Raw genomic sequence first — 26,121 nt, forward strand, 5'->3', positions numbered from 1 at the left:
ATGGCGCGCTGCGGGGTGATCGAGTGGGTGGGCGGGAAAGGATCGCCGCGAAGCGGCGCCTTGAAACACGGCTCACCGGCAGACGGCCAAGGCATCAAGCGCGACGGCTCCCTGCCCCCGCGGCAGAACCATCAGCGGATTGATGTCCAACTCGGCCATCTCATCCCCCAGTTCAAGCGCCATCCGCTGAACCCGCAGCACGACCTCGACGAGCGCGTCGACGTCAGCGGGCGGCGCTCCTCGAACCCCGTCCAGCAAAGCCCGCCCCCGCAACTCGGAAAGCATCGCGGAGGCCTGGGCCTCCCCAAAGGGCGGGACCCGCACGGCCACGTCCCGCAGGACTTCGACAAGCACCCCACCAAGCCCCACGGTCACGGTCGGGCCGAACAGCTCGTCCTGGGTCACGCCGACCACCATCTCGACGCCCCGCTCCACCATCTGGCAGACCAGTACGCCGTCAAGGGCGATCCCCTCGTAGCGCGCGATGTCGGTCAGCTCCCGATAGGCGTCCCGCACCTGGCTGGCCGAGGTCAGCCCGACCTTCACCAGGCCGAGTTCGCTCTTGTGGGCGAGCCGCGCGCCAGAGGCCTTCATCACCACCGGGTAGCCGACGAGCCCCGCCGCCCGCACGGCCGCCGCCGCGCTGGTCACCAGCTGCTCGCGCGGTACGCGAATCCCGTACGCGCGCAGCAGCTGCTTCGCCGCGTGCTCGCTCAGCTGTTGGCCCGGCCGCATCAGGGCCTGGGCCTTGCGGAAGGACGGCGACGCGGTGCGGGGCGCTTCGGCGAAGGGGGAGCGGTAGCCGGCCGTGAAGCGGTGGTGGTCGAGATAGGCGCGCACCGCCGTGATGCAGTTGGCGAAGGTGCGGAAGGTGGCGACGCGCGAGGAGCCGAGCAGCGTCGTGCGGTAGGCCTCCTCGGTGCCGACGGGCGAGCCCCACACCACGCACACCAGCTTGTCCGTCTGTTCCGCCGCGTCCACCAGGTCCTGCGCGAGCTTGTCGCTCATGGGGGGAAAGGGGCCGGTGATGGGGCAGATGAGCACCCCCACCTCAGGGTCGTCCAGGATCGCGTCGATGATCTTCCGGCCGCGCCAGTCGCCGACCGGATGCCCGCCGTTGTCGACGGGATTGGCGACGTTCAGATAGTCCGGTATCCACTGGTGCAGCTCCGTCTGCTTGGCGCCGGAGAGGGTGGGAAGCCGCAGCCCCGCCTCGGTCGCCAGGTCCGAGAAGTGCGCGCCCGTGCCGCCCGAGATCGAATAGACGACGACGCCGTCGGCCTGCGGTGCCCGCGCGCGGGCCAACAGGGCGGAGGTGTCCTGGAGTTCGTCGAGTCCGTCCACGCGGATCACGCCGTACTGCCGCATCGCCGCGTCGACGACCGCGTCGGCGCCGGTGAGCTTGCCGGTGTGTGAGGCGGCCATCTTGGCGCCGGTCTCGGTGCGGCCGACCTTGACGGCGACGACGGGCACGCCGTGCCGGGCCGCCCGGTCGGCGGCGAGCAGGAAGGAGCGGCCGTCCTTGAGGCCCTCGACGTAACAGGCGATGGCCCCGACCTCGGGCTGCTCGGCGAAGTAGGAGATGAAGTCGGCGGTCTCCAGGTCGGCTTCGTTGCCGGTGGGTGCCCAGTGGGAGAGGCGTATGCCGATCTCCTGCAGCGTGAAGACGGGCCGGCCCTGGTGGCCGGACTGGGTGATCAGGGCGATCGCGGGGCCGTCCAGATCGTCGCGGAACCGCTCGAAGGCGTTGAGGTTGGTGTTCGGCCCGAGCAGCCGAAGGCCCGAGCGTTCGACGGCGGCGGCGAGGCGGGCCTGGGCGGCCGCGCCCTCCTCGCCGGTCTCGGCGAACCCGGAGGCGAAAGCGACGGCGAACTTGACCTTGGACTCGGCGAGTTCCTCGATCACGGGCAGCGGATCGCTGACGAGGAGTACGGCCAGATCGACCTGTTCCGGCAGGTCCGCGACGGAGGGGAAGCAGCGTATGCCGAAGACGGACTGACGGGTGGGGTGCACCGGATGCAGCCGGGCGCCGCCGCGCTCGGCCCAGGCGATGAGCTGGCGCGTGATGCCGGTGTTCGGCCGGCCCTCGGCGTCCGATGCCCCGATGACGGCGACGGACTCGGGGCGGAAGAACCGGTCGAGATCCGGTACGTCGGCGTGCAGCGGACGGCCGCTGACGTCCAGGTCGTCCGCCGTGGCGGCCCGGCCGTGGACGCTGGGTGCCGGGGCTTCGCCGCAGGCCACAACACGCGCGCGGCGGGGGTCGGTGGTGAAGGTGCCGTAAGTCGATCCAAGCATCGGTCCGCCCGCTCCTGTGTGACAGCAACTCAACTGACGCATAGTCAGATTACTGAACTGACGCTGCGTCAGGAAGGAGTTGGGGCGTCCCTTTAGCAGTACCCGTTGCTCGGGGGCTGCTACCCCCTGCCGGGGGCTGGGCGTCGGGAGGGGGGGTTGTATCGGCCACCGGGGGTGCCATCCTCCGGTGGCCGGGGGGCGTTGGCCCACTGCGGGGGCCGTTGAGGGTGGGTGTGCGTCGACTGTGCGCCGTCGTGGGCGGGGTGTGTGTCGACCCCTGCGCCGTCGTGGCTGGTCGCGCAGTTCCCCGCGCCCCTTCGGGGCGCTCTCGCCTCGCCCGCTTACCGTGCGGTGCCGTGCGTCCTCGCCACCGCCTTCGCGATCTTTTCGGCGTCCAGGGCCAGTTCGCGCAGCATTCCGCTGATCGGGTTCGTGAAGCCGGTGAAGTAGAGGCCCGGTGCCGTCCGTGGTGTCCGCGACCCCTGGACGACCGGTGCGCCCCGCTCGTCGAGCACGCCGAGGTCGCCGACGAGCGGCTCGAGGCCGCGCCGGTAGCCCGTCGCCGCGATGACGACCTCGGGGCCGATGCGGGTGCCGTCCGCGAGGACGATCTTGCCGTCCTCGAAGGACTCGACGGCCGCGACCGGTTCGACCCGCCCCTTGCGCACGGCGTCGATCAGACCCACGTCCTGCACGGGGATCGCCCCCTCGGCGACCCGCGAGTACAGGCCCGTGTCCGGGCGCGGCAGCCCCTGCTCGGCCAGGTCGGGCACGCTCACCTTGGCGAGCGGGCGCGCGATGCGGTCCACCAGGGACACCGGGAGCCTGCGGCACAGGATCCCGGAGAGCTGCGCGGGCCAGCCGGCCGTGGAGCGGCGCACGATGTGCGGCGCGGTGCGCACCGCGAGCCGTACGCGGGAAGCGCCGCCGTCGGCGAGGTCGACGGCGATCTCGGCGCCGGTGTTGCCGACGCCGACGACCAGGACGTCCTTGTCTTCGTAAGGGCTCGCGTTGCGGTAGGCGCTCGCGTGCAGGAGTTCGCCCGCGTACGCGTCACGGCCGGGCCAGTCGGGCAGGTGGGGCGTGTGGTTGTAGCCGGTGGCGATCACCACGGCGCTGCCGGTCAACCGGCGGCCGCCGGTGGCGTGCAGCAGCCAGCCGTTGCCGTCGGGGGACGGTTCGAGGCGGGAGACCTCGACGCCGGTGACGGTCTCCAGCTGGTGGAACTCGGCGTACTTCTCCAGGTAGCGGAGCACGTTGTCACGTGACACCCAGCGTCCGAAGGCGCGCGGTATCGGGAGCCCCGGCAGTGCGGAGAGGCGTCGTGTCGTGTGCAGACGGAGGCGGTCGTAGTGCCCGCGCCAGGAGGCGCCGACGCGGTCGGACCGCTCGAGCACGACCGCGCGTACGCCACGTGCGCGCAGGGCGGCAGCCGCCGAGAGCCCGCCGGGTCCGCCGCCGATGACGTACACGGGACGGTCTTGCTGTGGCGCTTGTGGGGGAGTGGTGTCGGCCATGCACCTGAGCGTAATCACGTGGTCACTTGATGGGGGACGGTCAAGCCCCAAACCGGTTGCGAATTGATCACACACGTGTACGTGGTGTGCCCGATGCCCCGGGTGGACGCTGCCCCGCGTACGCCCCTTGCGCGCTCGCCGCCCATGCGCTGAACTGACGTACCGTCAGAAACGCGTACCCGAAAGCCGAGTAAGCGGGAGAGGCCACGGCATGGACACGATCTGGCTCACCGGCGCCGAATGGCTCGCCGTGCTCCGTATAGGCCTCGGCCTGTGGTGGCTTGAGAGCTGGCGGCACAAGGACAAGAAGGGGTGGTTCGAGCGCGGCACGGGCATCGCCTGGGCGTCCGACGTGGCCGCCAAGCACAAGTGGAACGCGGTCCGCAGCGGCTTCGACACGGTGGTCGCGCCGCGCCCCAAGACCATGGCGTACGTCGTCGTCTACGCCGAACTCGCCCTGGGTCTCGGCCTGATCGTCGGCTTCCTGACCCCCATCGCCCTGATCGGCGGCCTGCTGCTCAACCTCCTCTACCTCGTCCTCATGATCCACGACTGGGCCGAGCAGGGGCAGAACGCGATGATGGCGCTGATCTCGCTCGTCGCCCTCTTCGCCATGTCCTGGCAGTCGTGGTCGCTCGACAACGCGATGGGACTGTTCCTGTGAGCACCGCTCCCGCGGGCGGCACGGCCCTGCGCTTCGACCTCCCCGAGCCCGACGCCTTCACCCGCCCCTACTGGGACGCGGCCGCCGATGGCCAGCTCCTGATCCGCCGCTGCGGCGGGTGCGGCACGGCGCACCACTATCCGCGCGAGTTCTGCCCCCGCTGCTGGAGCGAGGACGTCACCTGGGAGCGGGCGAGCGGCCGCGCGACGCTCTACACGTGGTCGGTCGTCCACCGGAACGACCTGCCGCCCTTCGGCGGCCGTGTCCCGTACATCGCCGCCGTCGTCGACCTCGCCGAGGGCCCGCGCATGATGACGGAGATCGTCGACTGCGGGGAGGACGAGCTGCGCATCGGGATGGGGCTTGAGGTGGCCTTCCGGGAGGCAGGGGGGTTTGCGGTGGCGGTGTTCAGGGCCGAAGGGGCTGAGGGAGCCGAGAGAGTCGAGGGGGTCGAGGGGGTCGAGGGGGTCGGCGTGGAGCTTCGGTCGTAGGGCGGGGCGCTTCGGCCGTAGGAATTCGGTTTCGTACGCCACCCGGTGCGATGGATGATCGTCCATGGCCTCGTCTACCGAACCCCGCTGGCAGTTGACCTCCGACCTCGATGAATTCCGTACCCGTGTACGGGACTTCCTTTACTCGGCTCCCGCCCTGCACACCGCGCTGCTCAGCGTCACCGAGACGCTGCGTGCGCGGGGCCTTCATGCGTACGGGGACGGGGCGCCCCTCTTCGGAGTCCGCGCCGGTGGTGAGGGTGCCGACGGTGGCGGCACCGTGACCGGTGCCTTCGTGTGGACGCCGCCGCATGTTCTCGCCCTGGGTCCGCTCGCCGAAGCCTCCGCGGCCGACGAGCTCGCCGCGGTGCTCGCCGGCGCGGGGCGGCAACTGCCCGGCGTCGGCGGCGAGGAGACCACCGCGGCCGCGTTCGCCGACGCCTGGCAGCGGCGCACCGGGGCCGTCGCCACCGTCGCCTACCGGCAGCGGCTGTACCGCCTGGGCACGCTCACCCCGCCGGAGCCGTCACCGCAGGGCGTCGCGCGCGTCGCCACCGCCGCGGACCGGGAGCTCCTGGCGCGCTGGCACACGGAGTTCGAGGAGTCCGTCGGCGGGCACGCGGGGATGGAGGCGGGCGCGTGGGCCGACACCCGCATCGCCTACGGAGGCGCCACCCTGTGGGAAACCCCCGACGGCACGCCCGTCGCCATGGCGGGCAACACCCGCCAGATCGCCGGCCAAGTCCGGGTCGCGCCCGTCTACACCCCCGCCGACCTGCGCGGCCGCGGCTACGCGGGAGCCGCCACCGTCGCGGTGAGCCGGGCCGCGCTGGAGGCAGGGGCGGACGAGGTGCTGCTCTTCACGGACCTCGAAAACCCCACGAGCAACGGGCTGTACCAGCGGATCGGCTATCGGCCGGTGCGGGATTTCACGTTGTACGACTTCACGGCGTAGGTGGGCCGGGGGCCGCTCCGACTTCACGGCGTGGGTGGGCCGGGGGCGGGTCCGGCCGCGTGGCGTGGGCGGGGAGTTGCTCCGGCCGCATGGCGTGGGCCGGGGAGTTGGTCCTCTGGCCTCACGGTGTACGTGCCTGGCGCTGAGGTCTCTTGGCGTTGGCGCCTGGCGTTCCGGCCACATGGCGTAGGCGGGGAGCTGCCCCAGCCGCACGGCGTGGGCTGGGGAGCTGGTCCTCCGGCCCCACGGGTGTACGCGCCTGGCGCTGAGGTCTCGCGGCGTAGGCGTCTGGCGGTGCGGCCTCACGGCCACAGCAGCTCCCGGGTCCAACTCCCGTTCGCCGCACGCCGGTAGCGCAGTCGCACATGCCGGCGTCGCGCGTCGCCCTGGAAGAACTCGACCTCCTCCGGGGCGAGCACGTACAGCGTCCAGCTCGGTGCCGGTGCGTCCGGTTCCGCCTGTGCCCGTTGCCAGGCGGCCTCGCTCGCGGCGACCAGATCTTCGTACGACGGCAGTACTTCGCTCTGCCTGCCGACCAGCGCCGACGCCAGCGCCCCCGGCGAGCGCCGAGCGAGGTCGGCACGGCTCTCGGCGGGGTTCGCGGCCGTGACCCTGCCGCGCACCCGGACCTGGCGGCCCTGCGCGGGCCAGTAGAAGCCGAGCGCCGCCTCGGGGCGCGCCGCGAGCTGGCGGCCCTTGGCGCTGCCCGCGTGCGAGCCGAAGTGCCAGCCGGCCGCGTCCGCGTCGTGCAGCATGATCGTCCGTACGTCGGGACGCCCCGTCTCGTCCGCCGTGGCGAGGCTCATCGTGTGCGGCTCCACCTGCCCCGCCTGCGCGACCTCCACGAACCACTGCCAGAAGAGGGGGAGCGGTTCGGCGGGGGCCGCGGCCGGGTCGAGGGCGGGCAGCTCGGTGTCCCACACCTTCAGCGTGCGGAGCAGGGCGCGGCCCTGTGACTCGGGGTCGGCGGCGGATGTCGGGGCAGCGGTCGTCGCCTCAGGGATCTCGGTCATGCCGTGAATCTAGTCAACCCGTGACCTAGGTGAGGGCGGTGGTCGTACCGAGGCCCTTCCACCTGCCCGCACCCTCGTACCGCTCGATCCAGATCGGCCCTCGTGCGTCGCCGGGCCTGCCGAGCAGGTCGAAGGGCCCGTCGAGACCCTCGACCCGGACCTCCCGCAGGGCTTCCCACAGTTGCTCGCGGGGTTCCGCCATCGGCTCGTCGTAGGAGGACGCCGATGGAGTCGCCCCCTTCGACGTCACCGACTCCAGCGCCTCGGCGACCGCTTTGGCTGCCTGATACCTCTCCAGGGCGCCCGGCAGGTGGGAGAGGCTCAGGTCCATGATCCGGTCGCACCAGGCGGCGCGGGGATCGGCGCAGTCGGGGCGTCGTACTTCCTCGGACACATAGCGGTAGCGGAGCGTTCCGGACGGTGGATCCGGCGAGCTCCCCATGCCGGGCGGCCGGGTGCAGGTTCCCCATGCCGTGTCGGGGCGGGTGACGACCGTGCCCTTGAATCCCATGTCCGCAAGCTCCCGGGCGTAGTCGGCGGAGCCGCTCGGCGGAACGTTCAAGAAGACGGAATCGGGCCGGTGCTTCTTGAGGAGGCCCGGCACCTTCGGACGTTCGTACGTGGAGATGAGATCCGCGGGCAGGTCCTTGCCCGAGCCGTTCACCGCCTCGGACATCGCGCGTGCGGTGTCGCGGAGGTCCCGGTTCTCCCCGACGTCCGGCGGTCGGCTGAGTTCAGGGTCCTGCAGTACCAGCAGCTTCCGCTTCTTCAAGGCGTCGTGCAGATGGCGGCCCACCTCCTTGCCCCGCTGCTCAGGGCTGGGGGCGAGGCCGAACTGACGGTAGCGGAGCGACACGTCCTCCTCCGAGGACCACTCGCAGGCGCTGATCGCCGGGAGCGAGGGATGCCTGCCGAGGGGCAGTTCATCGGTCTCCCCGATGACCGCGATGAGGCCCGGGTACTTGTCGGTCAGTGCGCCCAACGCGTCGTGGCTGCTGTTGGGGTCGAGTTCGACTCCGACGACCTTCACCGGCAGCGGATAGCGCCCACCGCTCCGTATGACGCGGTCCGCCGTGACGACGGCCGCGTCGTTGGATGCCGCGCCGCCGTCGTCGGTGGCGGCCACCGCCACGACGAACTCGTCCGGCCGGGCGCCGGACGTGCCAGACGAGCCGGACGTGCCGGACGGCTTCCGCTCGCCGTCCGCGAAGTTCGAGGAGAGCCCCAGCGCCCCGATGATCACCATGACCCCGACACCCGCAAGCCCGGCGAGGGCACGTGGCGAACTGACCGGTCGCCGCTTCCGGTCCGGGGATACGAGGGAGGGCCGGATGGTCTTGCCGGTGGGTGTGGGTGTGGGTGCCGGGGCGGGCGTGGGGCGGGGCTGTGGGGGCCGGGCGGCAGGCGGATCGGGCTTTGGCTTCGGCTGGGGCTTGGGCAATGGCTTGGGCGCCGGCGGGGAGGCGGGCTGCCCGGGGTCCGGCGCAGGGGATCCGCGTTCAGCGGGAGCCGCAGGGGCTGCCGGAGCCTCAGGGTCCGCGGCCACTTCAGCCTGAAGCCTCGCGATCCGCCCGCCCACCTCACCCGCGTCCCGCGGCCGGTCCACCGGATCCTTGGCCATGAGGTCGAGTACGAGCCGCTCCACGCCGGCCGGCACGTCGGCCCGTGCCCGCGAGGGCCGCAGCGGCGCGTCGTGCAGGTGGTTGTACATCACACCGGCCGCCGGACCGGTGAACGGCGGGCGCCCGACGAGGAGTTCGTAGAGCACGCACCCCAGCGCGTACAGATCGATCCGCCCGTCGCCCCGCTCCTGCCGGAACTGCTCGGGCGCCATGTACAGCACGCTGCCGATCGGCATCCGCCCCGTGCCGGTCAGGCGTGATGCCGCCTCCGCGCCCGCGAGGAAGGTGGCGATGCCGAAGTCCAGGATCTGTACGTCGCCGTCGTCACGGAGCATGAGGTTCGCGGGCTTGATGTCCCGGTGGATCACCCCGGCGCCGTGCGCGGCGGCGAGGCCCTCGCATATTTGCGCCGCCCAGTCGAGCGCCTTGGCCAGGGGGATCCGGCCCGCGTCCCGAAGGGCCCTCTCCAGGGTCTGCCCGGTGACCAACTCCATGACGAGGTACGGGATGTCACCCACGGATCCATGATCGAAGACCGTCACGATGTGCCGGCTGCTCAGCCGTGCCGCGGCGCGGGCCTCCCGTTGGAAGCGGGCGAGCAGTTCCGCGCGGTCGGCCGCGTCGATGTCGTCCGGCGGTGCGAAGACCTTGACGGCGACTTCTCGCCCGAGGCTTTCGTCGAGGGCGCGCCAGACCTGGCCCATGCCGCCGGAGCCGATGGGTTGGCGTAGCCGATACCGCCCGTCAAGCAGCGTCCCCCGCATCCCACCGAGCGTAGGCCCGGAGCGCTGCCCTCAGTAGCCCGCTGTTGCCCCGCGGCGCCGCCTCACCGAACAAGCCTTTCCCGCCCACCCGCCCGATTGCCCCGCAGCCGCCGCAGGGGTGGGTGGGGGAGGTGGCGGAACCACACCGCTCACCCGCAGTGCGCGACGTACGCAAGGGACCGGACATCGGCCCCCACGCACCGCCAGCGCGCAACGAGACGCGAGGGGACGTGTCGGTATGTCCGCACGGAGCACGGTAAGCAGCACTCCCCAGCCGAAGCAGCAGAACGCTCGGACCGAGATGGCGAGTACGGACATACCGGCGCGGCCCCGCCCCAAAGACGAACAGCCCCGCAGACGGTGCCCAAACCACAGGCCCGCCCCCAAGACACACCGCACCCCCGGCCGGCAGGAGGCCCCCTCACCCCCGCCCCAGCACCACCGTCCCCGAAGAGCAGAACCACCCCCCGGTCCCCGAAGCCACCGCCACCTCCGGTAGGCGGCCCCCCGCCCTCCGCACCTGGCGTCCCTCGCCCGCCTCGCCCCGCAGCTGCCGCACCGCCTCCACCAGCAGGAACAGCCCCCGCATTCCCGGGTGTTGGGCGGAGAGGCCGCCGCCGTCCGTGTTCGTCGGCAGCTCCCCGTCCCGGAGCAGGCGGCCCTTCTCCACGAACGCCCCGCCCTCCCCCTTCCCGCAGAAGCCCAAGTCCTCCAGCGTCACCAGCGTCATATACGTAAAGGCGTCGTAGATCTGAGCCACGTCCACGTCCTCCGGCCGCACCCCCGCCCGCTCGAACGCGAGCCGCCCGCTCACCGCCGCCGGGGAGACGGTGAAGTCGTCCCACTCCGACATCGTCGTGTGCGAGACGTGCTCGCCCGCGCCGAGCACCCACACCGGCGCAGAGGCGCAGTCGGCCACGTACTCCTCGGCGGCCAGCAGCACCGCGCAGCCGCCGTCGGAACGAATGCAGCAGTGCAGCTTGGTGAACGGGTCCGCGATCATCGGGCCGCTCAGCACCTCGTCCACCGTGATCGGCTCGCGGAACATCGCGTCCGGGTTGGTCGCCGCGTTCGCCCGCGCCTGCACGGCCACCGACGCGAGCTGCTCCAGCGTCGTGCCGTACTCGTGCATATGGCGGCGCGCGGCCATCGCGTACTTGGCGATCAGTGAGTGTCCGTACGGGACTTCGAACTGCAGCGGCCCCCGCGCGCCGAACGACAGGTTCGACGTACGCCGTTTCGCCTTGATGTCCGCGCGCGCCGTCGATCCGTAGACCAGCAGGACGGCGTTCGCCCGTCCCGCCGCTATCGCCTCCGCCGCGTGCGCGGCCATCACCTCCCAGGTGGCGCCGCCGACCGAAGTCGAGTCCACCCAGCGGGGTTTGAGGCCCAGGTACTCGGCGACCTCGACCGGCGCCAGTGTGCCGAGGCCGGCCGAGGCGATGCCGTCGATGACGTCGCGGCCGAGCCCGGAGTCGGCGAGCGCGCGGCGGGCGGCCTGGGCGTGCAGCGCGTAGGGCGTGGCCTCGTCGACCCGGCCGCAGTCCGAGAGGGCGACACCTACGACGGCGACCTTGCGGGCGGGGGAACGGGGAGCAGTAGCAGTACCAGTGGTAGCAGCAGCCATGAATCTGACGGTACATCAGATTCAAGGCCCTGGCCGAGAGTCGGGATCGCATCGCGTCACGTCAGCGCTCTGTGCATATCGCCGCCGCCGTCCTAGCATGACGGCCCGTCAGATCTGGGTACCGGGCCGCCGGGCCCTGGGGAGGAGCCTGCCGATGGACGCCGCCTTCAGTGCGGAGCAGGACGAGATCCGCCGCACCCTTCGCGAAGTGATCACCAAACGCTGCGGCCCCGACGAGGTCAAGGCCGCGGTGCGCACCCCGGCAGGACACGACGCCACCCTCTGGGCGGCCCTCGCCGAACAGCTCGGTCTTCCCGGCCTCGCCCTCCCGGAGACGTACGGAGGAGTCGGCTGCACCGCAGCCGAACTAGCCCTCGGCTGCGAGGAGTTGGGGCGGGCCCTCGCCCCCACCCCGCTCTTCGCCACCGCGGTCCTCGCCGCCCCGCTGATCCTCTCCCTCGGCACCGAGGAGGAGCGCGCCGGGCTGCTGCCCCGCATCGCCGCGGGCGAGCTGACCGCCGCGCTCGCCGTCCCCGGCACCGGACTCGCCACGGCACTCGGTCTCGTCGGCGACAACTCCGGCGACTGGTCGGGCGGCGGCCGCGCGGGCGGCGTACAGGCGCGGCTCTCCGACGGGGTGTGGCGGCTGTACGGGCAGGCCGAGCAGGTGCTCGACGGGCACAGCGCGGGCCTCCTCGTCGTGGCCGCGCACGCGGGAGGCTTCGCACGCTCCCGTACCCTCCTCTTCCTCGTACGCGACGGGGCGCCCGGCATGGTGCGCACCCGCCAGACGGCGCTCGACGAGACCCGCACCCAGGCCCGCCTCGAACTGCGCGACGTGGAAGCGGAGTTGCTGGGCACGGACGAGTCGGATGTGCCGGGCGCGCTCGCCGCGGTCGGTGACGTCGCCGCCACGGTCGTCGCCGCGGAGGCCGTCGGCGCCGCGGACCGGGTGATGGAGCGGACCGTCGAATACGTGAAGCAGCGCGAGCAGTTCGGCCGCCCGATCGGTTCCTTCCAGGCGGTCAAGCACCGCCTGGCCGATGTGTATGTGCAGGTCCAGGCCGCGCGCTCGGCCGCCTACTACGCGGCGTGGGCCGCCGGTGCCGAGGCCGCCGGGTTCGGCGGACAGGGCGCCGAACGGGCCGGCGGGCTCGCGCTCGCCCAGGGCCTCGACGCGCTGCGGACCGCCGCGTCCGAAGCCGTACAGCTGCACGGCGGCATCGGCTTCACCTGGGAGCACGAGGCGCATCTGTACTTCAAGCGGGCGTCGAGCGACGAGCTGCTCTTCGGTCCGGTGCACCGGCTGCGGGCGCGGGCGGCGGAACGGGCGGGTCTTTTCGAGGGCGGACCGGCCGCCGCCGCTCTGGAAGAGGCCGTCTGATGCCGCCGGGTCTGCGCCTGATCCAGAAGGTGTCGTCGACGCGCACCTTCGCCAGGATCGCCCCGCACTTCATCCCGGCGATGGACCGCACGGTGCACCGCCTCACCCGCGGCAAGGTCCTGCTCAGCGCGAGGATGCTGCCCGGCGTCATCCTGACGGTGCGCGGCGCGAAGAGCGGACTGCCGAGGCGTACGCCGCTTGCGTGCATGCCGGAGAAGGACACGGGGGGTTGGGTGCTGATCGGGTCCAACTTCGGGCGTCCCGGCCACCCGGCGTGGACGGCCAATCTCCTTGCCAACCCGGACGCGGACGTCAGCTGGCAGGGCGAGGACATCCCGGTGCGGGCACGGCTGTTGGGCGGTGAGGAGCGGGACGCCGCCTGGGAGGCGGTACTTGTCTTCTGGCCGCCGTATGCCACGTATCAATCCCGAGTGGAGCGGGAGATACGACTGTTCCGCCTGGAGAGGCGGAGCTGAGCGTCCCGGGTCATCCGTTTGCTGCGGGTCGTGTGTGGCTGGTCGCGCCCCGCGGCGGAGCCGCAAATCTATACAGCCCCGCGCCCCTTACGGGGCGGGGTGTCGCAGCGGCGGATCACCTCGGTGATCCGCCGCTGCGAATGACAGGACTTGGGAAGTCGGCCCTCTCGGGGGCTACTTCGTCGGCTTCTTGCCTGTCACTCCCAAGTGCACCAACAACGCCAGATTCGGCTTCAGTTCAGCCTGCTTGACGCCCCACGTCTGGAACCCCCGCTGGTGCGAGGCGACCGCGGCGAGCATCGCCACCAGGGAGCCGGCCATGGCCGCCGGGCTGACGTCCTTGTCGACCTTGCCCTTGGCCTGGAGTTCCTTGACCGTGTCCGTAAGGGAGTTGTTGACGGAGTTGAGGATCTTCATGCGGATCTTGTAGAAGCGCTTGTCGCCCTCGGCGGCGCCCAGATCGACGACCCGGAGGATCGCGTCGTTCTTGCGCCAGAAGTCGAGGAAGCCGTCGACAAGCTCCTGAGCGGTCTGCCACCCCGCCTTGCCGACCCAGGACCGCCCGTCGAGCAGCTGGGTCAACTCGGCGCCCTCGGCGGCCATTTGCTCGGCAATCTCCAGGACGGCGCCCTCGACGTCCGGGAAGTACTGGTAGAAGGTCGCTGGTGAAGTCCCCGCCTTCCGGGCGACGTCGATGACTTTGACGTCCCGGTAGGGCGAGGAGCTGAGCATCTCGCTGAGGCAGTCGAGCAGCTTCTGACGCGTCGCCTGACCGCGCCGACCGGCCACGCGGCCGTCGACGGTACGTACCTGTCCTGTCATGCCGTCAGCTTACCGAGGGGTGATCGGAGCGCGATTCGGCCGAGTGCAAATGGGGTTGGGGGCGCTATTCGTCTCGGTATTCGCCCGATCCACCCGCGCGGGCGGATACGGGTCGCGGCGGTGGATTCCGGCCGCCCGTAAAATAGGGCAGACGTTCGAATCGAGCGCCTCTGGCGTTTCTTCTCCCCCTTGCGTCCCTTCTTGCGTCTCCTTTGTCCCGAGACACCCCGATCCCGCCCCCGGTTCGCAACCGTCGCCCCGTACAGGAAGAATCAGGGTGCGTGCCGCCGTAGCGGCTCGGTGGTGAGACGCTGCACGGGGCCGCTCGATACGGTGCCCGCGTACGGGGAGGTGGCAGGGCAAGTGGTGGATCAGCTGACGCAGCACGATCCGAGGCGGATCGGCCCGTTCGAGGTGCTCGGCCGGCTCGGAGCCGGTGGCATGGGCCTTGTCTACCTCGCGCGCTCCGCGTCAGGTCGGCGGGTGGCGATCAAGACGGTGCGGACCGAGCTCGCCGAGGACCAGCTGTTCCGGGTCCGCTTCACGCGCGAGGTCGAGGCCGCACGGGCCGTGTCCGGCTTCTATACGGCCGCCGTCGTGGACGCCGACCCGCGCGCCGCGGTGCCGTGGCTCGCCACCGCGTACGTTCCCGCGCCCTCTCTCGAAGAAATAGTGAATGAGCACGGGCCGCTGCCCACCCAGGCCGTGCGCTGGCTCGCGGCGGGCGTCGCCGAGGCCCTGGAGTCCATCCACGGCGCGGGCCTGGTCCACCGCGACCTCAAGCCGTCGAACGTACTCGTCGTCGAGGACGGACCCCGCGTCATCGACTTCGGCATCGCGTCCGGCGTCTCCAACACCCGGCTGACCATGACGAACGTCGCGGTGGGCACCCCCGCGTACATGTCTCCCGAGCAGGCGAAGGACTCGCGCAGCGTCACCGGCGCGAGCGATGTCTTCTCGCTCGGCTCGATGCTCGTCTTCGCCGCGACCGGCCACGCGCCCTTCCATGGCGCGAACCCCGTCGAGACCGTCTTCATGCTGCTCCGGGAAGGCCCTGACCTGGAGGGACTCCCGGACGAGCTGCGTCCGCTCATCGAGACGTGCATGCAGATGGAGGCGGCCCTCCGGCCGAGCCCCGCCGACCTCCAGGCCCAGCTCGCGCCGCACCTCTTCGCCTCCGAGAGCGAGGACGGCGACAGCGGTACGGCCTCCGCGTGGCTGCCGGAGCGGGCCGTCGCCCTCATCGAGGCCCGCAGGGGCGGCCGCCCGCCCGCACGGGTCGCCGCTTCCTCCTCGGGCAGGAGCGGCGGCCGGGGCGCGGCCCCCGCCTCCTCCGCCGCCGCGCCGCAGCCCGCGCAGGCGCCGCCCGCCCCGCCGTCCCAGCCGCCGCAGCTCGGTGGCGTGCCGGACGCGGGTCCTGTGCGCCTTGCCGGGGCGAAGGTGCCGATCGGTCCTGGCCCCCGGGTGGCCGACGCCCGCGCCGCAGCCGTGGCCGCACCGCCCGCCGAGGCCGGCCTCGCCGCGTCCTGGTCGCGCTCCAAGGCCGCGGCGAACGGCGCCGACCCCGTGGTGCCCGCGCCCACCGCGGCGCCGGACGCGGGGGCTGCCTGGCGGCCGTGGCGTTTCCGTATGTCCAATGACGTATGGGGCACGCCCGCCGTCGCGGGGAACCTGGTCTACGTCACCTCCTTCGAGGTGCACGCCCTGGACGTGAGCACGGGCCGCCGCAGCTTCAAGACGCGGGACGTCGCCTGGTCCATGGCGGTCGCCGACGGACGTATCCACGCATCGGACGGCCCCACGCTGTACGCGCTCGACGGCGCCGACGGCTCGGACCTGTGGCGGCTGCCCACCGACGCCTGGGTGTACTCCCTGCACGCCGACCGGGGCACGGTCGTCACCGGCACGCGCGGCGGCGGCGTACAGGCCTGGGAGGCGGCGAACGGCGAGAAGCTCTGGGAGATCACCGGAGCCCAGACCGACTTCGAGACCCCCGAAGCGGGCCCCGTCATCCACGACGGCACGGTCTACGTCTGGCAGAACGCACGCCTGCGCGCCCTGGAGGCACGCACCGGCGAGGAGCGCTGGTCGTACCCCATCGGCGACGCGGCCTCCTGTGGGGGCGTACCGGTCCGCCTGACGCAGGCGGAGGACGGCTACGTATACGTGTCCGCCGGCACCCGCGTCCTCGCGATCGACGTCGCGGGCGGCCACGTCCGCTGGCACTTCGAGGCGCCCGCCGTCTTCCTGTGCCCGCCGGCGTTCGCGCCGGGGCCCGCGGTGACGGGTGGTGGCGTGTATCTCGCCGACTACCTGGGCACTGTGTACGCCCTCGACGCCACCGACGGCCGTGATCGCTGGCGCATCGCCACGGAGTCCCGGGCGTCGATCGAGCCGGTGCTCGTCGCCGACGGCCATGTCCACGTGGGCAGCGGCAAGGGCCTCTACACGCTGGACGCCGTGACGGGCACGCCGAAGTGGCGCTTCCAGGCGGGCGGCGAGGTCGTCGGCACGCCGGTGGTCGCCGACCGGCGCATCCACTTCGGCTCGACCGATCACCTGCTGTACACGCTGAAGGCCGACGACGGCCGCCTGCGCTGGAAGCTGGCCACCGGGGGAGAGATCACCGGTGCGCCCGTGGTGCGGGACGGCGTCGTGTACGCGTGCAGCAAGGACCGGTGCGTCTACGCGCTGGACGCGGAGCGGGGGACCGGGACGGCCCGGTCCTAGAGGTCTTCCCAGAGGTCTTCCCAGGGGCTCTGACGCCTGCCTGGGACGGCCGTCGCACCAGGCTTGGAAGGGGCTAGACGGCGGCCGCCACTGCTGACGCTACGCCGTCTGTGTGACCCACGCCACCGTCCCCTTCCGTGCGCCGGTCATCTCGTCCGGTGGCCGGATCCGCGGCCCGTGAACAGTTCCGCCTGCCGTTCCGGCGGCAGATTGCCGAGCGTGATCAGATGCGGCGCCTGCGCCAGGGCGTGCGCGCGGGCCGCCTCCCTGGACGACCAGAGCGCGCGCACCGTGCCCTGGACCGCCTCGGTGGGGTGAGACGCGATGACCTCGGCGGCCTTCGTGGCGGTGGGGAGGAGTTCCTCGGGCGCGGTGAGCTCGGAGACCAGGCCCGTCTCGTACGCGCGGCGGGCCGAGACCCGTTCCGCCGAGCCCATCAGCGACATCCGCGCGATCTCCCCGTACGGCATCCGCTGCGCCATGTGGATCGACTCATACGCGCTGACCATGCCGTACGTCGTGTGCGGGTCGAAGAAGGTGGCGTGCTCGGCGGCGATCACGAACTCCGCCTCGCCGATGAGATAGAAGGCACCGCCGCATGCCATTCCGTTGACGGCGGCGATGACCGGCTTCCAGAGGTCGTTGGCCTTGGGGCCGATGTTCAGGAGCGGATCGTCCATGGAGTAGGGGGAGTTGGGCTGCGGGACGTCCGTGTCGCGGTCGATGCCGGTGCAGAACGCCTTTTCGCCGGCGCCGGTGAGGACGATGGCCCGTACGGTGTCGTCGAAGCGGAACTCCTGCCAGGTGGCGGTGAGTTCGGCGGCTGTTTCCTGGTCGATGGCGTTGTGGCGGGCGGGGCGGTCGAGGGTGACCGTCGCGACGCCCGTCTCCTTGTCGGTCCTCAGGCTCAGGCTCATGGCCGCTCCAGGAGCCAGCGGGGCATCGCCATGCCGTCGATCTCGGTGAAGGCGATCTGGACCTTCGCGCCGATGCGGAGGCGTTCGGGGTCGACGGAGTTCAGCGGTGCGTCGGGGGTGGCCACGAGGTTGCCGACCAGGCGGATGCGGGGGGCGTCGGCCAGTTCGACGATGATCGCGTTGTACGGGGCGTGTTCCGCGTAGGCGGGGAGCAGGGGTGGGTGGGGGCGTACGTAGGACCAGATGCGGGCCTTGCCGCTCATGCGGCGCCACTCGTTTTCGAAGGACTGGCAGTGGGGGCAGCAGGGGCGGGGAGGGAAGCGGAGCTCGCCGCAGGCGGGGTTGGCGCAGGCCTGTATGCGGAGTTCGCCCTGGGCGGCGTACTCCCAGAAGGGGGCGCCGTCTGTGTCGATCGTGGGGGTCAGTAGGGGCTCGGTCTGTTGCGTCGCGTCTGCCATGTGGGTGTCCTTTTGCGGCTGCGGGTTGGTTGTGGTTGCTCGCGCAGTTCCCCGCGCCCCTAAAGGGGCGCGGCCCCTTACGGGGCCCGCAGTAGCACCGCTGACGTCGGGACTCCCTCTCCTGCCGTCACCAGGCACGTGGCCGCATCCGGGACCTGCGCCGTGCTCGTGCCCCGCAGCTGCTTCACGCCCTCGTTGATCAGGTTGAAGCCGTGGACGTACGCCTCGCTCAGGCCGCCGCCGCCGGTGTTGATCGGGAGGCGGCCGCCGCTCTCCAGTGCGCCGCCCTCCGTGAACGCGCCGCCCTCGCCTCGACCGCAGAAGCCGTACCCTTCGAGCGACAGCGGGATCAGCGGTGTGAAGGCGTCGTAGATCTGCGCCACGTCCACATCCTCCGGCCCGAAGTCCGCCTGCTTCCACAGGTGCCGGGCCGCCGTCCAGGCGGGGCCCGTCAGCGGGTCGTCGTTCCAGTAGTTGACCATCCCGTGGTGCTGCGCGGGCAGCCCCTGGGCGACGGAGTGGACGTACACGGGCTTCTGGCGGCAGTCGCGGGCCCGCTCGGCCGAGACGATGACGCACGCCAACGCACCGTCTGTCTCAAGGCAGTTGTCGAAGAGACAGAGCGGCTCGCTGATCCAGCGTGACGTCATATACATGTCGCGGGTCAGCGGGCGTTCGTACATCATCGCGGCCGGGTTCTGGTTGGCGCGGTTGCGGCAGGCGAGGGCGACGTTGAAGAGGTGGTCGCGGGTCGCGCCGTACTCGTGCATATAGCGGCGGGCGAGCATCCCGATCTCGTCGGCCGGGCGGAGAAGTCCGAAGGGGCGGGTCCACTGGGCTGGGGTGGGGAGTTGTACCGCCGTGTTCTTCCAGGGGCGCGGGCCGCTGCCCCGCTTCCGGGAGCGCCATGCGACGCCGACGCTCGCCTGTCCGGTGGCGACGGCGGCCGCGAGGTGCGCGATGGTGGCGCAGGAACCGCCGCCGCCGTAGCCGACCTTGCTGAAGTGGGTGACGTCTCCGGCGCCGATCGCCTTGGCGATCTCGACCTCGTCCGTCTCCTCCATCGTGTACGAGGCGAACGCGTCGACCTCGGACGGTGCGATGCCCGCGTCGTCGAGCGCGGCGACGATGGCGCGGCACGCCAACGTCTTCTCGTCCTCGGGCAGTTGTTTCGCGAACGCGGTCTGTCCGATCCCGACTATCGCTGTAGCGTCTTTGAGTGAAGCCATGGGCAACGGCACCTCCCCGGGCGGCCAGCCCCTCAGGGCTTCGCCATACGTCCCGACTGCTGACAGCGCGTCAGGCTACAGCTAATCTGACGGATAGTCAGCTACTGCGTTCGGAGGGGCTTTCTATGCGCGGCGACCTGGAGTGGGGCAGCATCCCGGGACTTGTCCGGGCGGCCGCCGAGCGGTACGGGGAGCGGGAGGCGGTCGTCGAGGGCCGCACCCGTGTCTCGTACGAGGAGCTCGGCCGGCGCGTGGAGCGGGCGGCCGCCGCGTGCATGGCCAACGGCGTCAACTCCGGGGACCGGGTGGCCGTCTGGGCCCCCAACACTCTCGACTGGATCGTCTCCGCGCTCGGCGCCGTCTCGGCGGGCGCGGTCCTCGTCCCGCTGAACACCCGCTTCAAGGGCACGGAGGCCGCGTACGTCCTGGAACGCAGCCGGGCGAAACTGCTCTTCGTGACGGGCACCTTCCTCGGTACGTCGTACGTCGCATCGCTGCGACGCGCGACCGCCGAGGGAAGGGGAGACGGCCCGCTGCCGGGCCTGCCGCACCTGGAGCAGGTGGTCGTCCTGTCCGACGACGCCCCGGAGGACTTCCGCACCTGGAAGGACTTCGTCGCGAGCGGTGACGGGGTGCGCGCGCAGGACGTCCGGGCGCGCGCGGACGGCATCGACGGCGCCGCGCCCTCGGACATCATCTACACGTCGGGTACGACGGGCCGCCCCAAGGGAGCGGTCATCACCCACGCCCAGACCCTGCGCTGCTACGACGTCTGGAGCGAGCTCGCGGGCCTGCGCGAAGGCGACCGCTACCTGATCGTGAACCCCTTCTTCCACACCTTCGGCTACAAGGCGGGGATCATCGCCTGCCTGATGCGGGGCGCGACGATGATCCCGCAGCCGGTCTTCAACGTGGACACGGTCCTTGCGAACGTGGCGTCGGAGAGGATCTCCGTCCTTCCGGGCCCGCCGACCCTGCACCAATCCCTCCTCGACCACCCGTCCCGCGACCAGCACGACCTCTCCGCCCTGCGCCTGGTGGTGACGGGCGCGGCGGTGGTCCCCCTCCAACTGGTGGAACGCCTGCGCAGCGAGCTCCACATCGCCACCGTCCTGACGGCGTACGGCCTCTCGGAGGCGAGCGGCATCGTGACGATGTGCCGCCAGGGGGATGCCGCCCGGATCATCGCCGCCACCTCGGGCCGCGCCATCCCCGACACGGAGGTACGGGTGGTGTCCCCCGGCGGCGAGACGCTCTCGCCGGGCCATCCGGGCGAGATCCTCGTCCGCGGACACAACGTCATGCAGGGCTACTTCGAGGACCCGGCGGAGACGAAGAAGGCGCTCACACCGGACGGCTGGCTGCGCACGGGCGACGTGGGAGTCCTCGACGGGGCGGGCAACCTGCGCATCACCGACCGCATCAAGGACATGTTCATCGTCGGCGGTTTCAACGCCTACCCCGCCGAGATAGAGCAACTCATCGGCGTGCACCCGCAGGTGGCGGACGTGGCGGTGATCGGCGTCCCGGATCCGCGCCTGGGGGAGGTGGGCAAGGCGTATGTGGTGCGCCGCCCGGGCGCGGTCCTCACCTCCGACGACCTGATCGCCTGGTCGCGCCGCGAGATGGCCAACTACAAGGTGCCGAGGCAGATCGAGTTCGTGACGGAGCTGCCGAGGAACGCGAGCGGTAAGGTCCTGAAACAGGAACTGCGGTGCAGGCGGGGCTAGTTCGCGGCCTGACGCTCACCGGCACTGCGCTCGACGCAGAACTCATTCCCCTCGAGGTCGAGGAGGGTGACCCAGCCCCGCCCGTCGGGCTTCCGGTGATCCTCGAAGACCTTCGCTCCGAGTGCGAGCAGCCGCTCGACCTCTTCGTCGCGGGTCCGGTCCTGCGGCTGCAGGTCGACGTGGACGCGGTTCTTTACGGTCTTGCCGTCGGGCACGGTGACGAAGAGAAGGGTCATCCCCTCGGCCTCGACGAGCGCTTCCGGGTCTCCGGGGAAGTCGTCGTCGGCGAGTTTCCCACCGAGCACTTCGGCCCAGAAGGTGCCCTGGCGGTAGGCGTCGGAACAGTCGAATGTGAGGTGGCGCACCAAAGAACTCATGGCGGGACTATCGGGGAGCGGCGGACCGGCTGTCCAACGAGTTTCGGGTGAGCGTTCGGGATCGTTTGCCGCCCTGGCAAAGTTCCTGGCGGGCGGCCGGCCCCGGAGCCCAGGATCGTGGTGTACGTACGTAACGCCTGATCCGGGAGGAAACATGCCGAGCCCGACGCACGGCCCGCAGCACCGACTCGTGGACGTCCCCGGTGGCGGCCGGATCCACCTGGTGGAGCAGGGCGAGGGCCCCTTGGTCCTGCTCGTCCACGGCTTCCCCGAGTCCTGGTACTCGTGGCGTCATCAGCTTCCGGTTCTGGCGGAGGCGGGCTTCCGGGCGGTCGCCGTCGACGTACGCGGATACGGGCGCTCGTCGAAGCCGGAGGGGGTGGCGGCGTACCGGATGCTGGCGCATGTGGCCGACAACGTGGGGGTGGTCCGCGGGCTGGGTGAGGAGCGCGCGACGGTCATCGGGCACGACTGGGGCTCGGCCATCGCGGCCAATTCCGCGCTGCTCAGGCCGGACGTCTTCACGGCGGTGGCCCTGCTGAGCGTCCCCTACGCGCCGCGGAACGGCTTCCGGCCGACGGACGCGTTCGCCCGGATCGGGGGCGAGGAGGAGTTCTACGTCTCGTACTTCCAGGAGCCGGGAAGGGCGGAGGCGGAGATCGAGCCGGATGTGCGGGGCTGGCTGGCGGGCTTCTACGCGGGGCTCTCGGCGGACACGATGCGGCGGCCATCCGCTGCGGGCGGCAGCCTCCACTTCATCGCGCCGGGCGGCAGGATGTCGGACCGTTTCGAGGCTGGAGGGGTGCTGCCCTCCTGGCTGACGCAGGCCGAACTCGATGTCTACGCAGCCGAGTTCGAGCGCACGGGCCTGACCGGAGCGCTCAACCGCTACCGCAACGTCGACCGCGACTGGGAGGACCTGGCGGCCTGGGACTCGGCCCCGATCCGCCAGCCCTCCCTCTTCATCGGCGGCGAGCTCGACGCCTCGACGACATGGCTGTCCGACGCGATCAAGGCGTACCCCGAGACGCTCCCCGGCTTGGTGTCCTCGCACATCCTGGAGGGGTGCGGGCACTGGGTGCAGCAGGAGCGGGCGGACGAGGTGAGCGGGTTGTTGCTGGAGTGGCTGAGGGGGCTCCGCTGAGTCAGTGCCCGACGGGCGGTTCCATGCAACCGGTCTCCGGGAAGGGCCCGTTGGTCTTCAGGCCGTAGTTGGTCGGCTGCACGAAGGCGGTGACGCAGGCGTGCCGGCCTACGTAGAGCCCGATCGAAGCCCCCTCGGGCGTGACGTACTCGTCGGTCTCGCTCTCGTAGCGCGCCCGCATCTTCTGCACGTCGAGCTCGCCGCCGAGCAGCTTGCCCCGGCTGGTGACCTTCCGGACCTCGTACCCGAGTTTGCCGGTGAGCGCGGCCTTCACGCTCTCCGGGTCCCACTTCTTTGTTCTGTGGAGCTGCTTGAGCACGGGCTCCATGCGGGCGGCCTCGGCCTGGGCGGCTTCCTCGTCGGCCGGTGTCATGTCGCCGGGGCGCCGGTAGGCGTTGTTCTCCCCGTTGTGGGGCGCGCCGTCGACGACGCCGGGTTCCACGTAAGGGGAGGCGCCGGGGCTGGGGGAGCTGCTGGGGCCGGCGCTCGGTTGGCTGGGCGGCGGGGCGCCGGCGGCGCTGCCGTGCGGCTTCTCGCCGCAGCCGGCGGTGAGTGCTGCGAGGGCGGTGCCTATGAGGAGAGCGGACACCGCGCCGGGGCGCGGCCGCTGCGGTGACGTGACCATGCGGACCATGCCGGTGACTCTGCCACGTTCCCGTAAGGGAGCTGCCCCTTTCAGACGGCTCCCTGCCCCCGAACCATCTCCACCACCGAGGCCGGTGCCTTCTGCGGGGACCCGGCGTCGTACGGCGGCTGAGGGTCGTACTCGATCAGCAACTGCCGGGCCTGAGCACACTCGTCGCCCGCGATCTTCCCGAGGAGGGTGAGCCCCATGTCGATCCCGGCGGAGACTCCCGCGGCGGTGACGTACTTGCCGTCGAAGACGACGCGCTGCCCGGTCGCCTCGACCCCGAACTGCTTGATCTGCTCAAGAGCAAGCCAATGGGAGGTGGCGCGCCGCCCGTTGAGCAAGCCGGCGGCCGCAAGGATCAGGGAGCCGGTGCACACGGAGGTGGTCCAGGTGGTGCCGGAGTCCACGCTCCGAAGCCACCCGAGTATGGCTTCGTTGTCGAGGGCGGGGGCGGGACTGCCGGGTACGACGACGATGTCGGGCCGAGTGACGTCGCGAAGCTCCTTGGTGGCGACGAAGGAGAGGGCCCGGGTGTCATCGAGGACGGGCCCGGCCTCCTCGGCGACGAAGACGACTTCGGAGTCGGGCAGCGCGGAGAGGGTCTGGAAGGGGCCGATGGCGTCCAGGGCGGTGAAGTTGTCGTAGAGCAGGATCGCGATCTGCACGGGGCTGCCTTTCGGGTGGGCGGGGTCCGTTGCCGGTCGGGCGTGCCACCGATTCTTCAGCCGACTCCTGGGCGTCTGCAATGACGAGTACCCCACCTTTCCTGCCAAGGGCAGGTCAGACCATGGCGGTTGGAGATCCGTTGGCCGCGGGACCTAGCGTCGTGGGTGCCGGTTCTCCCGCGCTGAACTCAGGAGGAAACACAGTGAACTTGATGCACCGAGGCCGAGGCCGAGCGACGGCTCAACTGGCGGCGGCGGCTCTGCTCGCGGGTGGCTCCCTCACCATCGGAGCGGGCGAGGCAGCTGCCGGCGCGGAGGCGGCCCGGCCCAACTTCACCTTCGAGAAGACGGCCGTTTCGTCCAACGGAAGCTTCAACGTCGCCGTCTACACGAACCACAACTACTCCGGAAAGGCGGAGTGGAACGCGGACCCGGTGAGCGGAGCGCCTGGGGACGCGCTGCGGGCGTACGACCACATGGCGGACGGCTGGAGCGTGGAGGCGATGCTCTCGTACGGCAGCCGCACTGCCTCGACCAGGGGGCACTCGGCCCCGTACTGGTCGGGCTGGAAGACGGGCAACATCGCCGAGGGCAAGACGGTCAAGGTACGGATCTGCATGGTCAAGGGCCAGTACTCGGACTGCTCGCTCTTCTACTCGGGCAAGGCGTAGCCGCGACGAGAGCGGGAGCTTTGCTGGGCCTGCGGTTGATTGGTGCCGGGGCCGCCCGGTTGTCCTGAGGTTGGCGGTTCCGGGCCGGGTGTAAAGGGCGCTCCGCTTCGCTACGCGTCGGCTGCGCCGATTGCGCTTCGCTTCACCCTTGACACCCACCCCTCCACCGCACGGAGGAGATGACCGGGCGGCCCTGGAAGCGGGGCTCTCGGGGACTGCCGGTCGGGTCATCGGGCTTGCCTGCCGGGTGCGGACTTGTTCGTAGCAGCGCGGCCCGCTGAAGGGGTGGGAGGGGTGCGAGGCCGGTCCAGGGATGGGTGGCCGGTTTCGTCAAGCGTCTGCCGACCGGATCTTCCGGCCCCGGCCGGGAGAGAGAGGGGTATGGGCAACCTACTTCGGCAAAGTTGCGTTTCGTAGGGTCGCGCGCCCCCCTTGTGTCAGAACACTACTTTTCCAAAGTAGGTCCCCCACCCCCTCCCAGCCTGTGATGCGTGACGGTCACCCCGGAAGATCCGGTCGCCAGACGCTTGACGAGACCGGCACCGCTCCCCGGACCGGCCGCGCACCCCTCCAGCCTCACGGCACGCTGCGACGAACTAGTCCGCACCCGGCGCTCAAGCCGGATGACCCATCCCCGCAGTCCCGAGAGCCCCCTTTCGTGGCCGCCCGGTCATCTCGCTTCTCGCGGTGGAGGGTTGGGTGTCAAGGGTGGAGCGAAGCGCAATCGGCGCAGCCGACGCGACGAAGGAGCGCCCTTTACACCCGGCCCGGAACCGCCAACCTCAGGACAACCGGGCGGCCCCGGCGCCAACTCGACGCCGGGACAGCAAAGCACCCCGCTACCCCAACAGGCGTTCAGCGCTTGAGCATGAAGGTGAAGTCGCCGGAGAGCTTGCCGCTCAGGCGGGCTGCCGAAACGAGCTTCCCCTCCTTCATCAGTCGCTCGACCTCGGACCGCGAAAGACCGCAACCGTCAGCGATCAGTCGCATCGGCCGGACAGGGATCCGGGCCGCGAAGCGGACCGAGACGTCGATCACCTCGCGGTCCAGGTGATCCGTTCCGCCGGTGTCTAGGCGCCAGGCGTTGTCCCAGTCGAGGGAGATGCGGTTGCGGCGCCGTATGGCCGGGTCTTGGAGCAGTTCAGCTGCCAGGCCGGGGTCGTTGTCGTGCATCCGGTCCAGCAACTCAGGTTGCACGGAGCGCACATGCATCCGCTCCAGGACAGTGAGCTTGGCGGTTTCCCCGCAAGCGCTGCAGAGCACGAGGAGCCAGGCGTCGAGGAGCTTGTGGTTTGCGTTGACGCGAAATTTGCCGTTTGGCCTGAAGCGCTCGGACGCGCATGCGTGACAACGGCGGAGAACGGTAGGCAGGCAGGTGGGCATGACCACCCAGCTATTGAGCACAGAAGTACACCGGTTTCAGTGAGAAGTCCGCAGCAAAAAGCAGCGCGGCGCATAAGCGCGACGCGCGACAGATCAGCACTCGGGAGGTCTCACGCGGTGTACAACGGAACGCCCTTGCCTAGACGACGTGGTTCGGCAGCACGGTAGTGGCACGCAGCGGCGCCGTTCCACTGGTTTTTCCGGCTCTTCGGGGTCTCGCAGCGCCTTGAATCTGCGCCGGACATGCGTCGGCCGCGGTGGCTCCCCCTCCGCGCCACCGCGGCCGATCGATCCCCCGTCAGGATGTGAGACTTGGGTTAGTCCTTCGGCGGGGCGGGCGTGTGGCCCTCGCCCTGCGTGGTCACGGTGCCGTCCTTCGGCGGGGCGGGCGTGTGGCCCTCGCCCTGCGTGGTCACGGTGCCGTCCTTCGGCGGGGCAGGCGTGTGGCCCTCGCCCATGGTGGTTACGTCGCTCTTCTTGGCGGTCTCGCTCATGGCAACTCCTATGGAATTGACGGGCTCTTGATATCGGATACGCCCGTTCGGCAACTCCC

23 protein-coding genes are annotated in these 26,121 nt (G+C 71.0%); 9 read left to right on the forward strand and 14 right to left on the reverse strand.

Features of this window, described 5'->3' with window-relative positions:
• Positions 1 to 72: 72 nt before the first annotated feature.
• Positions 73 to 2,298, reverse strand: coding sequence for an acetate--CoA ligase family protein (locus AB0G47_RS38270; RefSeq protein ID WP_360779888.1), 2,226 nt, complete (start codon positions 2,296 to 2,298; stop codon positions 73 to 75).
• Between the two features lie 341 nt (positions 2,299 to 2,639).
• Complete coding sequence (locus AB0G47_RS38275; protein ID WP_360779891.1) at positions 2,640 to 3,815, reverse strand: NAD(P)/FAD-dependent oxidoreductase; 1,176 nt, start codon at positions 3,813 to 3,815, stop codon at positions 2,640 to 2,642.
• Positions 3,816 to 4,026: 211 nt separating this feature from the next.
• Here AB0G47_RS38275 and AB0G47_RS38280 point away from each other — a divergent pair, with 211 nt between their 5' ends.
• The 3 genes from AB0G47_RS38280 (at position 4,027) to AB0G47_RS38290 (ending at position 5,925) form a co-directional block, all read left to right on the forward strand.
• Positions 4,027 to 4,479, forward strand: a complete 453-nt coding sequence (locus AB0G47_RS38280) for a DoxX family membrane protein (protein ID WP_135333628.1) — start codon at positions 4,027 to 4,029, stop codon at positions 4,477 to 4,479.
• The gene (locus tag AB0G47_RS38285; protein WP_360779894.1) at positions 4,476 to 4,970 is read left to right on the forward strand and encodes a Zn-ribbon domain-containing OB-fold protein; all 495 of its coding nucleotides are present in this window, start codon (positions 4,476 to 4,478) and stop codon (positions 4,968 to 4,970) included. Before AB0G47_RS38280 ends, AB0G47_RS38285 begins: the two co-directional genes overlap by 4 nt.
• Before the next feature lie 64 nt (positions 4,971 to 5,034).
• Positions 5,035 to 5,925 (forward strand): GNAT family N-acetyltransferase, encoded by an 891-nt coding sequence (locus tag AB0G47_RS38290; protein ID WP_360779897.1) that lies wholly within the window; start codon positions 5,035 to 5,037, stop codon positions 5,923 to 5,925.
• A gap of 302 nt (positions 5,926 to 6,227) precedes the next feature.
• Here AB0G47_RS38290 and AB0G47_RS38295 read toward each other — a convergent pair whose 3' ends face one another.
• The 3 genes from AB0G47_RS38295 to AB0G47_RS38305 form a co-directional block, all read right to left on the reverse strand.
• Positions 6,228 to 6,938, reverse strand: a complete 711-nt coding sequence (locus tag AB0G47_RS38295; RefSeq protein WP_360779900.1) for a pyridoxal 5'-phosphate synthase — start codon at positions 6,936 to 6,938, stop codon at positions 6,228 to 6,230.
• A 25-nt stretch (positions 6,939 to 6,963) separates the two neighbouring features.
• Positions 6,964 to 9,324: a serine/threonine-protein kinase gene (locus AB0G47_RS38300; protein WP_360779902.1), complete on the reverse strand. Its 2,361-nt coding sequence runs from the start codon at positions 9,322 to 9,324 to the stop codon at positions 6,964 to 6,966.
• A 421-nt stretch (positions 9,325 to 9,745) separates the two neighbouring features.
• Positions 9,746 to 10,951 (reverse strand): acetyl-CoA acetyltransferase, encoded by a 1,206-nt coding sequence (locus tag AB0G47_RS38305; protein ID WP_360779905.1) that lies wholly within the window; start codon positions 10,949 to 10,951, stop codon positions 9,746 to 9,748.
• A 154-nt stretch (positions 10,952 to 11,105) separates the two neighbouring features.
• Between AB0G47_RS38305 and AB0G47_RS38310 the strand changes: the two genes are divergently transcribed.
• Together AB0G47_RS38310 and AB0G47_RS38315 are read left to right on the forward strand one after the other, a co-directional pair.
• Positions 11,106 to 12,335: an acyl-CoA dehydrogenase family protein gene (locus AB0G47_RS38310; protein ID WP_360779908.1), complete on the forward strand. Its 1,230-nt coding sequence runs from the start codon at positions 11,106 to 11,108 to the stop codon at positions 12,333 to 12,335.
• Entirely contained in the window at positions 12,335 to 12,811 is a 477-nt protein-coding gene (locus AB0G47_RS38315) for a nitroreductase family deazaflavin-dependent oxidoreductase (protein ID WP_360779911.1), read from the forward strand. Before AB0G47_RS38310 ends, AB0G47_RS38315 begins: the two co-directional genes overlap by 1 nt.
• A gap of 174 nt (positions 12,812 to 12,985) precedes the next feature.
• Here the strand turns inward: AB0G47_RS38315 and AB0G47_RS38320 are convergent, their stop codons facing one another.
• Positions 12,986 to 13,633 carry a TetR family transcriptional regulator gene (locus tag AB0G47_RS38320; RefSeq protein ID WP_135335578.1) on the reverse strand — a complete coding sequence of 216 codons (648 nt, stop codon included), beginning with the start codon at positions 13,631 to 13,633 and terminating at the stop codon, positions 12,986 to 12,988.
• 363 nt (positions 13,634 to 13,996) lie between these two features.
• Between AB0G47_RS38320 and AB0G47_RS38325 the strand changes: the two genes are divergently transcribed.
• A complete protein-coding gene (locus tag AB0G47_RS38325; protein ID WP_360779914.1) occupies positions 13,997 to 16,363 on the forward strand; it encodes a serine/threonine-protein kinase in 2,367 nt (788 codons plus the stop codon).
• A gap of 146 nt (positions 16,364 to 16,509) precedes the next feature.
• Here AB0G47_RS38325 and AB0G47_RS38330 read toward each other — a convergent pair whose 3' ends face one another.
• The 3 genes from AB0G47_RS38330 to AB0G47_RS38340 form a co-directional block, all read right to left on the reverse strand.
• Positions 16,510 to 17,280, reverse strand: a complete 771-nt coding sequence (locus tag AB0G47_RS38330; protein ID WP_360779917.1) for an enoyl-CoA hydratase/isomerase family protein — start codon at positions 17,278 to 17,280, stop codon at positions 16,510 to 16,512.
• The gene (locus AB0G47_RS38335; RefSeq protein ID WP_360779920.1) at positions 17,277 to 17,738 is read right to left on the reverse strand and encodes an OB-fold domain-containing protein; all 462 of its coding nucleotides are present in this window, start codon (positions 17,736 to 17,738) and stop codon (positions 17,277 to 17,279) included. Before AB0G47_RS38335 ends, AB0G47_RS38330 begins: the two co-directional genes overlap by 4 nt.
• Before the next feature lie 77 nt (positions 17,739 to 17,815).
• A complete protein-coding gene (locus tag AB0G47_RS38340; RefSeq protein WP_360779923.1) occupies positions 17,816 to 18,967 on the reverse strand; it encodes a lipid-transfer protein in 1,152 nt (383 codons plus the stop codon).
• A 125-nt stretch (positions 18,968 to 19,092) separates the two neighbouring features.
• On the opposite strand from AB0G47_RS38340, the gene AB0G47_RS38345 reads away from it, so the two are divergent.
• Entirely contained in the window at positions 19,093 to 20,697 is a 1,605-nt protein-coding gene (locus tag AB0G47_RS38345; protein ID WP_360779926.1) for a FadD3 family acyl-CoA ligase, read from the forward strand.
• Here AB0G47_RS38345 and AB0G47_RS38350 read toward each other — a convergent pair.
• Positions 20,694 to 21,074 (reverse strand): VOC family protein, encoded by a 381-nt coding sequence (locus AB0G47_RS38350; RefSeq protein WP_360779929.1) that lies wholly within the window; start codon positions 21,072 to 21,074, stop codon positions 20,694 to 20,696. The genes AB0G47_RS38345 and AB0G47_RS38350 overlap by 4 nt on opposite strands.
• Positions 21,075 to 21,228: 154 nt before the next feature.
• Between AB0G47_RS38350 and AB0G47_RS38355 the strand changes: the two genes are divergently transcribed.
• Positions 21,229 to 22,218 (forward strand): alpha/beta hydrolase, encoded by a 990-nt coding sequence (locus AB0G47_RS38355; RefSeq protein WP_360779930.1) that lies wholly within the window; start codon positions 21,229 to 21,231, stop codon positions 22,216 to 22,218.
• A 1-nt stretch (position 22,219) separates the two neighbouring features.
• Here the strand turns inward: AB0G47_RS38355 and AB0G47_RS38360 are convergent, their stop codons facing one another.
• Together AB0G47_RS38360 and AB0G47_RS38365 are read right to left on the reverse strand one after the other, a co-directional pair.
• On the reverse strand, positions 22,220 to 22,852 hold the full coding sequence (locus tag AB0G47_RS38360; RefSeq protein ID WP_360779933.1) for a hypothetical protein: 633 nt from the start codon (positions 22,850 to 22,852) through the stop codon (positions 22,220 to 22,222).
• A gap of 41 nt (positions 22,853 to 22,893) precedes the next feature.
• Positions 22,894 to 23,514: a DJ-1/PfpI family protein gene (locus AB0G47_RS38365; protein ID WP_360779936.1), complete on the reverse strand. Its 621-nt coding sequence runs from the start codon at positions 23,512 to 23,514 to the stop codon at positions 22,894 to 22,896.
• Between the two features lie 212 nt (positions 23,515 to 23,726).
• On the opposite strand from AB0G47_RS38365, the gene AB0G47_RS38370 reads away from it, so the two are divergent.
• Positions 23,727 to 24,185: a hypothetical protein gene (locus AB0G47_RS38370; RefSeq protein WP_360779939.1), complete on the forward strand. Its 459-nt coding sequence runs from the start codon at positions 23,727 to 23,729 to the stop codon at positions 24,183 to 24,185.
• An 855-nt stretch (positions 24,186 to 25,040) separates the two neighbouring features.
• Here the strand turns inward: AB0G47_RS38370 and AB0G47_RS38375 are convergent.
• Both AB0G47_RS38375 and AB0G47_RS38380 read right to left on the reverse strand, forming a co-directional pair.
• Positions 25,041 to 25,589, reverse strand: a complete 549-nt coding sequence (locus AB0G47_RS38375; protein WP_360779941.1) for a DUF1062 domain-containing protein — start codon at positions 25,587 to 25,589, stop codon at positions 25,041 to 25,043.
• A gap of 296 nt (positions 25,590 to 25,885) precedes the next feature.
• A complete protein-coding gene (locus tag AB0G47_RS38380) occupies positions 25,886 to 26,062 on the reverse strand; it encodes a sigma-like protein (RefSeq protein WP_266865449.1) in 177 nt (58 codons plus the stop codon).
• Between the last annotated feature and the right edge of the window lie 59 nt (positions 26,063 to 26,121).

It is taken from the genome of Streptomyces sp. NPDC021622 (assembly GCF_040640795.1).
GTDB lineage: Bacteria > Actinomycetota > Actinomycetes > Streptomycetales > Streptomycetaceae > Streptomyces.